This window comes from Streptomyces sp. NBC_00258 (assembly GCF_036182465.1).
GTDB lineage: Bacteria > Actinomycetota > Actinomycetes > Streptomycetales > Streptomycetaceae > Streptomyces.
Map to the genome: position 1 here is coordinate 7,269,734 of NZ_CP108081.1, position 15,016 is coordinate 7,284,749.

General features: G+C 66.6%; 15 protein-coding genes. All 15 read left to right on the forward strand.

What is annotated here, in order from left to right; genetic code table 11:
* The 15 genes from rplO (at position 1) to OG718_RS32550 (ending at position 15,004) form a co-directional block, all read left to right on the forward strand.
* Entirely contained in the window at positions 1–456 is a 456-nt protein-coding gene (gene rplO / locus OG718_RS32480; protein ID WP_107022203.1) for a 50S ribosomal protein L15, read from the forward strand.
* Between the two features lie 248 nt (positions 457–704).
* The gene (secY, locus tag OG718_RS32485) at positions 705–2,018 is read left to right on the forward strand and encodes a preprotein translocase subunit SecY (protein WP_143642845.1); all 1,314 of its coding nucleotides are present in this window, start codon (positions 705–707) and stop codon (positions 2,016–2,018) included.
* Positions 2,018–2,725, forward strand: a complete 708-nt coding sequence (locus OG718_RS32490) for an adenylate kinase (RefSeq protein WP_143642844.1) — start codon at positions 2,018–2,020, stop codon at positions 2,723–2,725. The genes secY and OG718_RS32490 overlap by 1 nt, the downstream gene beginning before the upstream one ends.
* A 101-nt stretch (positions 2,726–2,826) precedes the next feature.
* Positions 2,827–3,663, forward strand: a complete 837-nt coding sequence (gene map / locus OG718_RS32495; protein ID WP_143642843.1) for a type I methionyl aminopeptidase — start codon at positions 2,827–2,829, stop codon at positions 3,661–3,663.
* Positions 3,664–3,967: 304 nt separating this feature from the next.
* Entirely contained in the window at positions 3,968–4,189 is a 222-nt protein-coding gene (gene infA, locus OG718_RS32500; protein WP_003948620.1) for a translation initiation factor IF-1, read from the forward strand.
* A gap of 59 nt (positions 4,190–4,248) precedes the next feature.
* Positions 4,249–4,362, forward strand: coding sequence for a 50S ribosomal protein L36 (gene rpmJ / locus OG718_RS32505; RefSeq protein WP_003998809.1), 114 nt, complete (start codon positions 4,249–4,251; stop codon positions 4,360–4,362).
* 194 nt (positions 4,363–4,556) lie between these two features.
* Positions 4,557–4,937: a 30S ribosomal protein S13 gene (rpsM, locus tag OG718_RS32510; RefSeq protein ID WP_107022207.1), complete on the forward strand. Its 381-nt coding sequence runs from the start codon at positions 4,557–4,559 to the stop codon at positions 4,935–4,937.
* Between the two features lie 69 nt (positions 4,938–5,006).
* Positions 5,007–5,411 carry a 30S ribosomal protein S11 gene (gene rpsK, locus OG718_RS32515; protein WP_003956432.1) on the forward strand — a complete coding sequence of 135 codons (405 nt, stop codon included), beginning with the start codon at positions 5,007–5,009 and terminating at the stop codon, positions 5,409–5,411.
* 114 nt (positions 5,412–5,525) lie between these two features.
* Positions 5,526–6,548 (forward strand): DNA-directed RNA polymerase subunit alpha, encoded by a 1,023-nt coding sequence (locus OG718_RS32520; protein WP_306939468.1) that lies wholly within the window; start codon positions 5,526–5,528, stop codon positions 6,546–6,548.
* Between the two features lie 194 nt (positions 6,549–6,742).
* Positions 6,743–7,261, forward strand: coding sequence for a 50S ribosomal protein L17 (gene rplQ / locus OG718_RS32525; RefSeq protein WP_143642842.1), 519 nt, complete (start codon positions 6,743–6,745; stop codon positions 7,259–7,261).
* Positions 7,262–7,388: 127 nt separating this feature from the next.
* Positions 7,389–8,246 (forward strand): tRNA pseudouridine(38-40) synthase TruA, encoded by an 858-nt coding sequence (gene truA / locus OG718_RS32530; protein WP_143642841.1) that lies wholly within the window; start codon positions 7,389–7,391, stop codon positions 8,244–8,246.
* A gap of 200 nt (positions 8,247–8,446) precedes the next feature.
* Entirely contained in the window at positions 8,447–10,042 is a 1,596-nt protein-coding gene (locus OG718_RS32535; RefSeq protein ID WP_143642840.1) for a glycosyltransferase family 2 protein, read from the forward strand.
* A complete protein-coding gene (locus OG718_RS32540; protein WP_143642839.1) occupies positions 10,039–11,088 on the forward strand; it encodes a glycoside hydrolase family 26 protein in 1,050 nt (349 codons plus the stop codon). The genes OG718_RS32535 and OG718_RS32540 overlap by 4 nt, the downstream gene beginning before the upstream one ends.
* Complete coding sequence (locus OG718_RS32545) at positions 11,085–13,145, forward strand: ArnT family glycosyltransferase (protein WP_328845845.1); 2,061 nt, start codon at positions 11,085–11,087, stop codon at positions 13,143–13,145. The genes OG718_RS32540 and OG718_RS32545 overlap by 4 nt, the downstream gene beginning before the upstream one ends.
* Complete coding sequence (locus tag OG718_RS32550; RefSeq protein ID WP_328845846.1) at positions 13,142–15,004, forward strand: glycosyltransferase family 39 protein; 1,863 nt, start codon at positions 13,142–13,144, stop codon at positions 15,002–15,004. The genes OG718_RS32545 and OG718_RS32550 overlap by 4 nt, the downstream gene beginning before the upstream one ends.
* The last annotated feature ends 12 nt before the right edge of the window (positions 15,005–15,016 follow it).

Genomic DNA, 15,016 nt, shown 5'->3' on the forward strand with positions numbered 1-15,016 from the left:
ATGGCGGAGAACAACCCGCTCAAGATCCACAACCTCCGTCCCGCCCCGGGCGCCAAGACCGCCAAGACCCGTGTGGGTCGTGGTGAGGCGTCGAAGGGTAAGACGGCTGGACGTGGTACCAAGGGCACGAAGGCCCGTTACCAGGTTCCGGAGCGCTTCGAGGGTGGCCAGATGCCCCTCCACATGCGTCTCCCGAAGCTCAAGGGCTTCCGGAACCCGTTCAAGACCGAGTACCAGGTCGTGAACCTCGACAAGCTGGCGTCGCTGTACCCGGAGGGTGGCGAAGTCACCGTCGAGGGGCTCGTCGCCAACGGTGCGGTTCGCAAGAACAGCCTCGTCAAGGTCCTCGGCCAGGGCGAGATCTCCGTGGCGCTGCAGGTGACGGTCGATGCCGTCTCCGGCTCCGCCAAGGAGAAGATCACCGCCGCCGGCGGTACCGTCACCGAGCTCATCTGAAATCACCAGGTGTCTCGATGACTTGAGCGATCCCGACCGGGGGTGCCCCACAAAAGGGGCATCCCCGGTTGGTCGTTCCTAGGGGAGCGGTGTCGCCGGTAAGGTGGCCTGCACTGCTAATTTTCGCCCGGTGTGACCTCTGGGAACTCAGGGCGGTTCTTAACTGTTAGTCAGCTGTCCGTTACTTATTCGTCGAACCTCAAGACCGTCACCTCTGACGCACTTGCGCGGGGGTCGCAGGAGGCACCGTGCTCACCGCGTTCGCCCGGGCGTTCAAGACGCCCGACCTGCGCAAGAAGCTGCTCTTCACGCTCGGCATCATCGTGGTCTATCGGGTTGGTACGCACATCCCGATCCCCGGTGTCGACTACAAGAACGTCCAGATCTGTATCGACGACGCGAGCCAGAACACGGGCCTGTTCGGTCTGGTCAACATGTTCAGCGGTGGCGCCCTGCTGCAGATCACGATCTTCGCGCTGGGCATCATGCCGTACATCACGGCGAGCATCATTCTGCAGCTGTTGACCGTGGTGATCCCGCGTCTGGAGGCCCTCAAGAAGGAGGGTCAGGCCGGTACGGCGAAGATCACGCAGTACACCCGTTATCTGACGGTGGCGCTGGCCATCCTGCAGGGCACCGGCCTCGTGGCCACCGCCCGCAGTGGTGCACTGTTCACCAGCTGCCCGGTCGCGAACCAGATCGTGCCCGACCAGTCGATCTTCGTCACGATCACGATGGTCATCACGATGACCGCCGGTACGGCCGTCGTCATGTGGCTCGGTGAGCTCATCACCGACCGCGGCATCGGCAACGGCATGTCGATCCTGATGTTCATCTCGATCGCCGCGACCTTCCCGTCCGCGCTGTGGGCCATCAAGGTGCAGGGCAACCTCGCGGGCGGCTGGATCGAGTTCGGCACCGTGATCGCGGTCGGTCTCGTCATGGTCGGTCTGGTCGTCTTCGTGGAGCAGGCTCAGCGCCGCATTCCCGTCCAGTACGCGAAGCGCATGATCGGCCGCCGTTCCTACGGCGGCACGTCCACGTACATCCCGCTGAAGGTCAACCAGGCCGGCATCATCCCTGTGATCTTTGCCTCGTCGCTGCTCTACATCCCGGCGCTGATCGCTCAGTTCGCAGGTGGGACGTCCGGCTGGAAGACCTGGATCGAGCAGAACCTCACCAAGGGTGACCACCCGATTTACATCAGCACGTACTTCTTGCTGATCGTGTTCTTCGCCTTCTTCTACGTGGCTATCTCGTTCAACCCCGAGGAAGTCGCCGACAACATGAAGAAGTATGGTGGCTTCATCCCGGGCATCCGGGCCGGCCGGCCAACCGCTGAGTACCTGGGATACGTACTCAACCGGATCACCTGGCCGGGTTCGCTGTATCTGGGCCTGATCGCTCTCGTACCGACGATGGCGTTGGTTGGTTTCGGGGCAAACCAGAACTTCCCGTTCGGTGGTACCAGCATCCTGATCATCGTGGGTGTGGGTCTGGAGACGGTGAAGCAGATCGAGAGCCAGCTCCAGCAGCGCAATTACGAAGGGTTCCTCCGCTGATGCGTATCGTCCTCGTCGGGCCGCCCGGTGCGGGCAAGGGAACGCAGGCCGCGTTCCTCGCCCAGAACCTGTCGATTCCGCACATCTCCACGGGCGACCTCTTCCGTGCGAACATCAGCCAGCAGACGGAACTCGGCAAACTGGCGAAGTCGTACATGGACGAGGGAAACCTTGTGCCGGACGAGGTCACGATCGCCATGGCCAGGGACCGCATGGAGCAGCCGGACGCCGCGAACGGCTTCCTGCTCGACGGCTTCCCGCGGAACGTCTCGCAGGCCGAGGCGCTCGACCAGGCGCTCAAGGCCGACGCTGTGGAGCTGGACGCGGTGCTCGACCTGGAGGTCCCCGAGGACGAGGTGGTCAAGCGCATCGCCGGCCGCCGCATCTGCCGCAGGGACTCGAGTCATGTCTTCCACGTGACGTACAGCCCGCCGAAGAAGACGGACGTCTGCGACGCCTGCGGCGGCGAGCTGTACCAGCGCGACGACGACACCGAGGAGACCGTCCGCAAGCGCCTGGAGGTCTACCACACGCAGACCGAGCCGATCATCGACTACTACCGGGCCCAGGGCCTGGTCGTGACGATCTCTGCGCTCGGCAAGGTGGACGACGTCACCAAGCGCGCGATGGACGCCCTCAACCGCCAGGTGGAGGGCAAGGACCAGAGCGACGAGGACAAGAGCGACAGCGAGGGCGACGACAAGTAGTCGTCCTGGCTGGTTCGGCCGCGGTGCCCTTGTGGGGCGCCGCGGCCGTACTGTTGTGTACGTAACCGAGCAGGCAGAGAAGACGGAGAGCGCGGGCCCTCATGGTGCAGATCAAGACCCCCGAGCAGATCGCCAAGATGCGTGAGGCGGGCCTTGTCGTCGCCGCCGTCCACAGCGCGACACGGGAAGCGGCGGTGCCCGGGGCCACGACGAAGGACCTCGACGAGGTCGCCCGCAAGGTGCTGGCCGAGCACGGCGCCAAGTCGAACTTCCTGGGATACGGCGGGTTCCCCGCGACGATCTGCACCTCGGCGAACGAGGTCGTCGTGCACGGCATCCCGAGCGACGACGTCGTGCTCAAGGACGGCGACATCATCTCGATCGACGCCGGCGCCATCGTCGACGGCTGGCACGGGGACGCCGCCTTCACCGCCTTCGTCGGGTCCGGTCACGCTCCGGAGCTCATCGAGCTGTCCCGGGTGACCGAGGAGTCGATGTGGGCCGGGATCGCCGCGATGAAGCTGGGTAACCGGCTCGTCGACGTCTCCCGCGCCATCGAGACGTACATCCGGCGGCAGCCGAAGCCCGGCGGTGGCAAGTACGGGATCGTCGAGGACTACGGCGGCCACGGCATCGGCACCGAGATGCACATGGATCCGCATCTGCTGAACTACGTGGAGCGGCGGCGGGGGAAGGGGCCGAAGCTCGTTCCCGGGTTCTGCCTTGCCATTGAGCCCATGGTTTCGCTGGGTACACCGAAGACCGAGGTTCTCTCGGACGACTGGACCGTCATCACGACGGACGGCACGTGGTCCTCCCACTGGGAGCACTCTGTCGCGCTGACGGAGGGCGGTCCGCTTGTGCTGACGGCTCCCGACGGGGGCAAGGCGAAGCTGGCCGAGTACGGGATCACTGCGGCTCCTGATCCCTTGGGCTGAGTTCGCTCCGTAGGGGCGGGCTGGTGTATGTGTCGCGGCTGCGGGCCCCTGAGGGCCGGTCGCGCCCACGCGGCGGAGCCGCACATCGATACAGTCCCGCGCCCCTTCAGGGCGCCTGTTGTGAGCCCGGTTGCCCGTGCCCCCCGCGCGCCCGCTGCTTAGGGATCTTCCGAGCGGGGCAGGCTATCTCGATTCGTCTTTCCGAGGGCCCTGGCGTAGACTGACTCGTCGGCTCTCGTGCATCTGCATGTCTGCGTGCAGTAAGCGCGGGGTCGATCAAGGTAGTCGATTCGAAGGGCGAAGCGTGGCCAAGAAGCAAGGTGCCATCGAGATCGAGGGCACTGTCGTCGAGTCTCTTCCGAACGCCATGTTCAAGGTCGAGCTCCAGAACGGCCACCAGGTCCTGGCACACATCAGCGGCAAGATGCGCATGCACTACATCCGCATCCTCCCTGACGACCGGGTCGTGGTGGAGTTGTCTCCGTACGACCTGACCCGTGGCCGGATCGTCTACCGGTACAAGTAGATCTTGCCTGTGTCCCGTATTCCGCGGGGCGGTGGCACTGACCCGGAGAACCTCACCCAATGAAGGTCAAGCCGAGCGTCAAGAAGATCTGCGACAAGTGCAGGGTGATCCGCCGTCACGGCCGGGTCATGGTCATCTGCGAAAACCCGCGGCACAAGCAGCGCCAGGGCTGACGCACGACCGAACCTTCTGCACCCGCAGAGTTTCGCGCGACGCAAGTAGTACATGTTCATACGCAGAGCCCGGATCCACTGTTCGCAGGGATTCCGATACCCCCGGTCGGAGGCCGGGGACCCAGTTCGTACCTCATACGGCGGCTGGGAACCGGTTTTGCGGAAGACCTCCGAACGACAACTGGAGCCATTGAATGGCACGCGTTTCCGGTGTTGACATCCCGCGCGAAAAGCGCGTGGAGGTTGCCCTCACCTACGTGTTCGGCATCGGCCGGACCCTCTCGCAGAAGACGCTGGCCGACACCGGCGTCAACCCCAACACCCGCGTTCGTGACCTCTCCGAGGAGGAGCTGGTCAGGATCCGCGAGTACGTGGACAACAACTTCAAGACCGAGGGTGACCTCCGCCGCGAGGTTCAGGCCGACATCCGCCGCAAGGTCGAGATCGGCTGCTACCAGGGTCTGCGCCACCGTCGTGGCCTGCCCGTCCACGGTCAGCGCACCAGCACGAACGCTCGTACCCGCAAGGGCCCGCGTCGCGCCATCGCCGGCAAGAAGAAGCCGGGCAAGAAGTAGTCCGCAGCGGACAACGCTTCATCAGCGGTCTTCGCTGTAGGACCGACCACCTCCCCGTAGGAGTTATAGATGCCCCCCAAGGGTCGTCAGGGCGCTGCCAAGAAGGTGCGCCGCAAGGAAAAGAAGAACGTCGCTCACGGTCACGCGCACATCAAGAGCACGTTCAACAACACGATCGTCTCGATCACGGACCCCTCGGGCAACGTGATCTCCTGGGCCTCCGCCGGCCACGTCGGCTTCAAGGGCTCGCGCAAGTCCACCCCCTTCGCCGCGCAGATGGCCGCCGAGTCGGCCGCCCGCCGCGCGCAGGAGCACGGCATGCGCAAGGTCGACGTCTTCGTCAAGGGCCCGGGTTCGGGTCGCGAGACGGCCATCCGTTCGCTTCAGGCGACCGGTCTTGAGGTCGGCTCCATCCAGGACGTGACGCCCACGCCGCACAACGGCTGCCGTCCGCCCAAGCGCCGCCGCGTCTGACGCACGGTTGTCTTAAGGTTTCGGGCGGTATGGCCTTTCGGGGCCGTGCCGCCCGTACCCTTGTAGTACTCAAGGGCATCAAATAGTGGGTGCCCATGACTGAAGGACTCCTTCATGCTTATTGCTCAGCGCCCGTCGCTGACCGAAGAGGTCGTCGACGAGTTCCGCTCCCGGTTCGTGATCGAGCCGCTGGAGCCGGGCTTCGGCTACACCCTCGGCAACTCGCTCCGTCGTACGCTCCTGTCGTCGATCCCCGGTGCTGCTGTCACCAGCATCCGTATCGACGGTGTCCTGCACGAGTTCACCACCGTGCCGGGCGTCAAGGAGGACGTCACCGACCTGATCCTCAACATCAAGCAGCTCGTCGTCTCCTCGGAGCACGACGAGCCGGTCGTGATGTACCTGCGCAAGCAGGGCCCGGGTCTGGTCACCGCCGCCGACATCGCGCCCCCGGCCGGTGTCGAGGTCCACAACCCCGATCTCGTCCTCGCCACGCTCAACGGCAAGGGCAAGCTGGAGATGGAGCTGACCGTCGAGCGCGGTCGCGGCTACGTCTCCGCCGTGCAGAACAAGCAGGTCGGTCAGGAGATCGGGCGCATCCCGGTCGACTCGATCTACTCGCCGGTCCTCAAGGTCACGTACAAGGTCGAGGCGACGCGTGTCGAGCAGCGCACCGACTTCGACAAGCTGATCGTCGACGTCGAGACCAAGCAGGCGATGCGTCCGCGTGACGCCATGGCCTCCGCCGGCAAGACGCTCGTCGAGCTGTTCGGGCTCGCCCGTGAGCTCAACATCGACGCCGAGGGCATCGACATGGGCCCGTCCCCGACGGACGCCGCCCTCGCCGCCGATCTCGCCCTGCCGATCGAGGAGCTCGAGCTCACCGTTCGGTCGTACAACTGCCTCAAGCGCGAGGGCATCCACTCCGTGGGTGAGCTCGTGGCCCGGTCCGAGGCGGACCTGCTCGACATCCGCAACTTCGGTGCGAAGTCCATCGACGAGGTCAAGGCCAAGCTCGTCGGCATGGGTCTTGCTCTGAAGGACTCGCCTCCCGGGTTCGACCCGACCGCCGCCGCTGACGCCTTTGGCGCCGACGACGACGCGGACGCGGGCTTCGTGGAGACCGAGCAGTACTAGTCTCTCTACGAGACGGCCGGAATTTGGCTGCGGGACCGTTGTGGCTGGTCGCGCAGCTCCCCGCGCCCCTGACGGGGCGCGGACCCTCCGGGGCGCTTTGAAAAGGGTGCCCCGGATCTCCGACAGGCGATCGCCTGCTCGGACACTGACCTCGGTACCTGATACGGCCGGGGCAGACACCTAGGAGAAACACCATGCCGAAGCCCACCAAGGGTGCCCGTATGGGCGGCAGTGCCGCGCACGAGAAGCTGCTTCTCGCGAACCTCGCGAAGTCGCTCTTCGAGCACGGCAAGATCACGACCACCGAGGCGAAGGCCCGTCGGCTGCGGCCGTACGCCGAGCGTCTGGTCACCAAGGCGAAGAAGGGCGACCTTCACAACCGCCGTCAGGTGCTCTCGGTCATCACGGACAAGAGCGTCGTGCACACGCTCTTCACCGAGATCGGCCCGCGCTACGAGAACCGTCCGGGTGGCTACACCCGTATCACCAAGATCGGTAACCGCCGTGGCGACAACGCGCCCATGGCTGTCATCGAGCTGGTGGAGGCGTTGACTGTTGCACAGGCTGCGACGGGTGAGGCCGAGGCTGCGACCAAGCGTGCCGCCAAGGACGCCGAGGCTGTTGTCGAGGCTCCGGTCGAGGACGCCAAGGTCGAGGATGCCAAGGTCGATGTGACCAAGGCTGACGAGGCCGAGGAGTCCAAGGAGGCGTAAGGCCTTCCTTTGGCTGCTGGTCCGTCGTGGCTGGTCGCGCAGTTCCCCGCGCCCCTTTGGGGCGCGCTTGAGCGGGTCCGTTCCTTCCAGGGGCGGGCCCGCTTTTTCGTACCTGAAAGGATCCAGGGTGAGTGACGAAGTTCAGCCCGGCCATGTCCGTGTCCGTCTTGACCTGTCGTACGACGGGAGCGAGTTCTCCGGGTGGGCCAAGCAGGCCGGGGGGCGCAGGACCGTTCAAGGGGAGATCGAGGACGCGCTGCGGACCGTCACCCGGTCGAAGGACACGACGTACGAGCTGACCGTCGCCGGGCGGACGGACGCGGGCGTGCACGCGCGCGGGCAGGTGGCTCATGTCGATCTGCCGGTGGAGCTGTGGGACGAGCACCGGGAGAAGCTGCTCAAGCGGCTGGCCGGACGGCTGCCCAAGGACGTGCGGGTGTGGGCCGTCAGGGAGGCGCCGAGCGGCTTCAACGCGCGGTTCTCGGCGGTCTGGCGGCGGTACGCCTATCGCGTCACCGACAATCCCGGCGGCGTCGATCCGCTGCTGCGCAGCCATGTCCTCTGGCACGACTGGCCGCTCGACGTCGATGCCATGAACGAGGCCGCGCAGCAGCTCCTCGGGGAGCACGACTTCGCCGCCTACTGCAAGAAGCGGGAGGGCGCCACGACCATCCGTACGCTTCAGCAGCTGAGCCTGGAGCGGGGGAGTGACGGGATCATCACCGCCACCGTTCGGGCCGATGCCTTCTGTCACAACATGGTGCGGTCGCTGATCGGGGCGCTGCTGTTCGTGGGGGACGGGCACCGGGGAGCCGACTGGCCCGGGAAGGTGCTCGCCGCGGGGGTGCGGGACTCCGCCGTGCATGTGGTGCGGCCGCACGGGCTGACGCTCGAAGAGGTCGGGTATCCGGCCGACGAGTTGCTGGCGGCACGGAACAAAGAGGCACGAAACCGGCGGACCCTGCCGGGAGCGGGGTGCTGCTGACGGGAGCCGTGCCCCCTGTAAAGAGGGGCAAGTGGCTACGTATGCCCGCTGTGGCGCGTGATGAAACCCCTGCGTAACACGTACGTTCGGACGTAACCTCTGAAACTCGGTTATGATTCCGCTGCTCGGCTGAAGGTTCGATTAGGGGTTGGCCGAGTTCGGGTGGGGGTAACGGGCCGCAACGGCCCCGGGGGTTTTGCATGAGTGCAGTGGGGACTGCTCGTGTTCCGCAGAACAGGAAACGAAAAAGGACGCCGCAGAGTCATGGGCTCCTGCCGACGCCGCCTGACGACGTCGAGAAGTACTCGTACTCCCGTCGGTACCTGTGGGTGCTGACGGTCGGTTCGCTGATCAGCTTCGCGTGTCTGGCGATGAGCCAGTTCCTGTTCACGGCGTCGAGTCCGTGGTTCTGGCTGACGCTGCCGCTGCTGGCGTTCATCATCGCGGACTACCTGATCTCGTTGTACCTCGACGGGCTCAGCAAGGACTTCGACATCAAGGGCCACAAGCGTCTCGTACGCCAGTGGCGCCCGGCGGTGTACCCGAGCGTGGACATCTTCCTGCCGGTGTGCGGTGAGCCCCTGGAGGTGCTCCACAACACCTGGGTCCATGTGAACCGCCTCGCGGACAGCTACCAGGGTGTCGTGAAGACGTACGTCCTGGACGACGCGGCGGAGGAAGAGGTCGGGGCGATGGCCCGCGACTTCGGGTTCAACTACGTGGTGCGGCCCAACCGCGGCTGGTTCAAGAAGGCCGGCAACCTCAACCACGCCTTCGAGAAGACCGACGGCGACCACATCCTGATCCTGGACGCCGACTTCGCGCCGCGCGCCGACCTGCTCGACGAGCTGCTGCCGCACATGGACGACGACGAGAAGTGCGCCATCGTGCAGTCGCCGCAGTTCTTCCGCATCGTCGACGCGCAGAACTGGATCGAGCGGGGCGCGGGCGCCGTGCAGGAGCAGTTCTACCGGTCCGTACAGACCTCCCGTGAGGACCTGGACGGCTCCATCTGTGTCGGCTCGTGCGCCGTCTACCGGCGCGCGGCCCTGGAACAGACCAACGGCATCACGCTGATCGAGCACTCCGAGGACATGTACACCGGCTTCGACCTCAGGGCCCTCGGCTGGAAGCTGCGCTACGTGCCCGTCGCGCTGTCCGCCGGTGTGTGCCCGGACACGGCCGGTGCCTTCCACAACCAGCAGTACCGCTGGTGCATGGGCTCCCTGGAGCTCCTGACCAGCAAGCGGTTCTGGGAGATGGACCTCAAGTTCAAGACCCGGCTCTGCTATGTGTCGGGCTTCCTCTACTACCTTCAGACCGCGCTCGCCACGTTCATCGCGCCGGTCATCCCGCTCGCCCTGATGATCCTGCGGCCCGACCTGCTGCGCGCCGAGGCCGCCCTGTGGGTGCTGCCGAGCGTCGCGTACGTGACGCTGGTCCTGCCGCTGTGGCACCGGGCGCCGTACCGTCTCGAGGCCTGGGCCGTCCGGATCATGTACGGGTGGTCGCACGTCTTCGCGGTCTGGGACGTGCTGCGGGGCCGTCCGATGGGCTGGAAGCCCACGGGCTCGGCGGGCGCCAAGAAGAACGGTATGCGCCGCTACTGGAACTGCATGATCTTCTGGACCGGCGGCACCGCCGTCCTGTGGATCATCGTCGCCGCCTGGCGCATGCTCACCCTCTATCCGCCGGACTTCGCGCTGATGCTGTCCGCCGGCCTCTTCTACGCGATGGTCGTCGGCCGTGTTCTCGTACAGCCGCGTGCCCAGGAAGTGCAGGAAGCGACCGCATGAGTTTTTCCGTACGCCGAGTGCGGGCATCACGTCCCGTGCGGGCGCTCGCCGCCACGCTCATCGCCGGTGCGCTGCTGGCCGGGTGCAGCACGTTCTCCGAGGAGGGCCGCGACCAGTACGAGCGCGGCCAGGGCGAGCAGCCGGGTGCCGAGGGCACCGGTGAGGCCAGTGAGTCCGCGAAGCCGGAGCCGCCGTACGACGTGCGGCCGCTGCTGGACCCGAAGAAGAAGTACCTGGGCGTGGCCGCCGACGGCGCTCCCGCCAAGATGAAGGCCGTACAGGACTTCGCGAAGCGCGCCGGCAAGAAGCCCAACCTGATCGAGTTCTACTCCGCCTGGGGCGACCAGTACGAGCAGGAGCTCGTGACGAACTCCTGGGACTACGGCTCTGTCGCGTTCATCGCCTGGGAGCCCTTCGAGACCAGCATGAAGGACATCGCCTCCGGCAAGGAGGACAAGTACATCCGCGAGTACGCGAAGTCCGTCAAGGAGCTGAACCTGCCCGTCGCGATCAGCTTCGCGCACGAGATGAACGGCTTCTGGTACCCGTGGGGCACCAAGAAGACCAGCGCCGCCGACTTCACCGCCGCGTACAAGCACATCCACGACATCTTCGACGACGAGGGCGCCACCCAGGTCATCTGGGTGTGGAGCCCGAACGTCACCCACCCGATGCCGAAGGTGAAGCTCAAGCCGTACTGGCCGGGCGACGACTACGTCGACTGGGTCGGCGTCATCGGCTACTACGCGGCCACCGGCCCGAACACGTACCAGACGCTGTACGGGCCGACTATGACCCAGATCCGTGGTTTCACGAAGAAACCATTCATCATCGCGGAGACCGCCGCGCAGGCCGGTGAGCGCAAGCCCGCCGACATCAAGTCCCTCTTCCAGGGGACGGCGGAGCGCGACGACGTCATCGGGTTCGTCTGGTTCAACTTCGACAAGGAGACGGACTGGCGCATCAACAGCGGTCCGCTGTCGGAGAAGACCTTCAAGCAGCAGGCGGCGAACTCTAGCTTCGGATTCGATGTGACGAAGCCATGAGCGACCGACGCACGCCCACCTGGGCGGACGACTCCGAGTTGCACGACGAGTACGGGTACGGGCAGCAGCAGGGCCAGGCGCAGGGGCATCAGCAGGGGCAACAACAGCAGGGCCAGCAGCAGTACGCCGACAACGGGTACCCGCAGCAGAACCAGCAGTACCAGCAGAGCGGGCAGCAACAGCAGCACCAGCAACAACAGCAGTACGGCCACGGAAACCAGCAGCAGTACGCCCCGACCGACGAGGACCAGCGGCGGTACGCGCAGCAGGAGAGCCTGCGGCAGTACGCGCAGCAGGCTCAGACCCGGTCCCGGGTGCAGCCGACCTACCCTCCGTACCAGGAGCAGGCCCACCAGGGCGGCTATGTCACGGAGACCGGCAGCTGGCGCTTCGACGTCCACGACCGGACGACCTCGTACCCGGACCAGCAGACCTACGACACGTACGCGCCGTACGACCCGTATGCCTCGTACACGGCGGTGGAGCCGGAGGCCGTCGCTGAGCCCGTCGTGCCGGAGCCGGAGAAGCCCGGGTACACGCTGCCGCCGGTGCAGGAGTCGGCCTGGGCCGTGGACACGCGGCGCAGCAGGCTGCTGGGGCGCGGGGTGCTGCTGTGCGTCATGCTCGTGCAGGCAGGGTTGTCCCTGCGGCTGAGCGGGACGGCCTTCCAGGACGAGGCGCTCTACATCGCGTCCGGCCACTACGAACTGGCCAACCTGCTGCACGGCACCAAGCTGCCGGTGGACTTCGCGGCCTACTTCTCCGGGCATCCCAAGCTGTACCCGGTGATCGCGGCCGTCGTGGACAGCCAGTTCGGCCTGACCGGCGTACGCCTGCTCAGTCTGCTGTTCATGCTGGGCGCTACCGGGCTGCTCTACTCGCTCACCCGGCGTCTGTTCAACCTGCGTGCCGGGCTCGGGGCCGCCGCGCTGTTCTCGGTGCTCCAGTCGACGATGGTGCTCGGCAACTTCGCCACTTACGACGCCGCCGCCGTGTTCCTGCTCGCGCTGTCCGCCTGGGCGGTGGTGCGCACGGACCGGATGAGCGCCGCGGCCGTGCTGCTCGCGGCGCCGCCGGCCGCACTGGCCTTCGGCGTGAAGTACGCGTCCGGCATGTATCTGCCGACCCTTGTGGTTCTGGCGGTGATCACCGCGCACCAGCATCGCGGCATCCGTGCGCTCGGCCGCGGGGTGATGCTGGGCGCGGGAATCGTGGCCCTGCTCGGGATCGGCTACTTCTTCTCCGGTCCGCTGGGCGGCATCAGCTCCACGACCACTGACCGTGCGAAGGGCACGGACACCGCCGCGACGATGCTCGCGCACAGCGCGGAGTGGGGCGGGCTGGTCTTCCTGGCCGCGCTCGGTGGCTCGATCGCGTACGCGCTGCGCGCACGGATGGGCGAGATGCCGTGGCTCGGCGCCGAGACCTCGGGACGCTGGCGGCGCGTTGCGCTCGGCCTGGTGCTGACGGGGACCGCGCTGCTCGCCCCTGCCTACCAGATCCACCTTCAGACCGAGATCTCGCTCTACAAGCACGTCGGCTTCGGGTTGCTCTTCGCCGCGCCGATGGCCGGCCTCGGCATGGCCCGTCTGGTCGGTCCGCACTTCCGGCATCCACAGCTCGGGATCCTGCTGTACGTCCTGACGCTGGTGTTCGGCATGGTGCAGGCCCAGCGGGCGTTCAGCTTCCCGGACTCCACGCAGATGACCACGTACCTGAGCACGGTCGTCGACAAGAAGGGCACCTACCTCGCCGAGGAGCAGGAGGTCCCTGCCTACTACCTGCGGGACAAGACCAACTGGACCCAGTGGCAGAACTCCTACTTCATGGACTACCGCGGCAAGGACGGCAAGCAGTACACCGGCCCCGACGCCTTCCGGCAGGCAGTCCGCGACGGAAAGTTCGACGCGATCGTGATGCACGGCTCGGTCAGCCCGGCGACGTACGAGGCGGTCAAGGAGGGGTTGAAGAACAACTCCCACTACCGACTGGCGGCCGTGTTCCCGTTCACCACGAGCAGCGGAGAGAACGCCTACCGGATTTGGGTGAAGCGATGAGTCTCGATGCCTCCGCTCCGTACGGCGGCGGGTACCCCGATGTCCAGGGAGGCCATGATCCGTACGCGGGTCAGGGCACCTACGCCGGTGGTCAGGGCGGCTACGCCGACCCGGGCCAACAGGGCCCCTATGCCGACCCGGCGCAGGGCGCGTACGCGGGTCCCGGCCAGTACGCCGACCCTGGTCAGTACACCGACCCCGGTCAGTACGCCGATCAAGGCGCGTACGCCGCTCCCGGGCAGCAGCAGGCTCAGGTCGCCGAGCCCGTCACGCCGGATCCGGTCGACCCGGAGCCGTCCGCGGACGAGCCCGGGGAGGACGAGCCCGAGGATTCCAAGGGCGGCCGGCTCGCCACTGCCGTGACGTTTCTGCTGCCCACGGTGCTCGCCTTCGCCATGATCTGGCGCGGGATCGGCGACCGCCAGCTGTGGCGGGACGAGCACGCCACCTGGTGGGCGTCCACGCTGTCGTTCCACGATCTGAGCCTGTTGATCCGCTCCATCGACGTCGTGTTCACGCCGTACTACGTGCTGATGCACATCTGGATCTCGGTCGCCGGGGACTCCCCGACCGCGATGCGCATCCCCGGCGCGGTGGCCATGGCGGCCTCGGCCGGTCTGCTCGCGCTGCTCGGGCGGCGGATGTTCACCACACAGGCGGGACTGCTTGCGGGACTGGCTCTCGCCGTCGTCCCGTTCACCACGCGGTACGGGCAGGAGATCCGGCCGTACGCCTTCGCGGTGGCCGCGGTCCTGCTGTCGACGCTGCTGCTCGCCAGAGCGCTGGACAAGCCGTCGTTCAAGGTGTGGGTCGCCTACACGCTGTCGGTGCCGCTGATCGGCTGGAGCCACCTGGCCTCGCTCGCCGTGCTCGGCGCGCACCTGGTGATGATCCTGATCGCACGGCGCGCGGGCGACAAGATCGTGGGCTGGGCCTACGCCGCGGCTTGCACCCTGGGCATGTGCTTCGTCATCCCCATGGCCGTGTCGGGCTCGGGGCAGAGCGGACAGATCGCCTGGAACAACCCGGTGCTGAAGGACCTGATCGAGTTTCCCAAGAACCTGTTCGGGGCCTGGGCGGTGGCCGTACCGGTCATGGCACTCGGTGCGCTCGGGCTGTTCTTCGCGGGCCGGCGCGCGCTTCCGCTCGCTGTCTGGATCGTGCTGCCGCCCGTGGCCACATACGTCACCGCCGCTCAGCTGCACCTCTTCCTGCCGCGCTATCTGCTGTTCACGGCGCCCGCGTGGGTGCTGCTCGCGGCCGTGGCCGTCGTCCGGATCGCCGGGCCCGTGGCCGGTGCGAAGGCCGGTACGGGGGCGGTGGCACGGCGTGGCTTCGGCTGGGTGCTCGTGGCGGCCGCGGTCGCCGGGATCGCCTTCCAGTCGCTGCCGGGCATCCGTGAGACCAGGCAGAACACCTTGGGCGAACCGGACTACCGGGGCGCCGCCCAGCTCATCGAGGCCGGGCAGAAGAAGGGTGACGGCATCGTCTTCAGCGGTGTGCAGTCCGAGCGCCGGGCCATGGACTACGAACTGCGCAACGACGCCGGCCGTCCGCGCGACTGGCTGATGTACCGCACTCCGCAGGAACTGGGTTCGTTCGGCGCGATCGAATGCCCCCAGGCCTCGAAGTGCCTGGCGAAGGCCGACAGGCTCTGGCTCGTGTCGACCACGCTCGACGGGAAGCCGTTCAGCGGCATGCCGAAGACGTCGGCGACCGTGATCCAGCGAAGCTTCAAGGTCGTGAAGACCAAGAAGCTCAAATACCTCCAGCTCGTGCTCCTCGAAAGGACACGCGCGGCGACGGACGACTCGTCCGAGGAAAAGGACGACGCCGCCAAGCGCAAGGTGCATACCTGAGTTGGGTTGCCG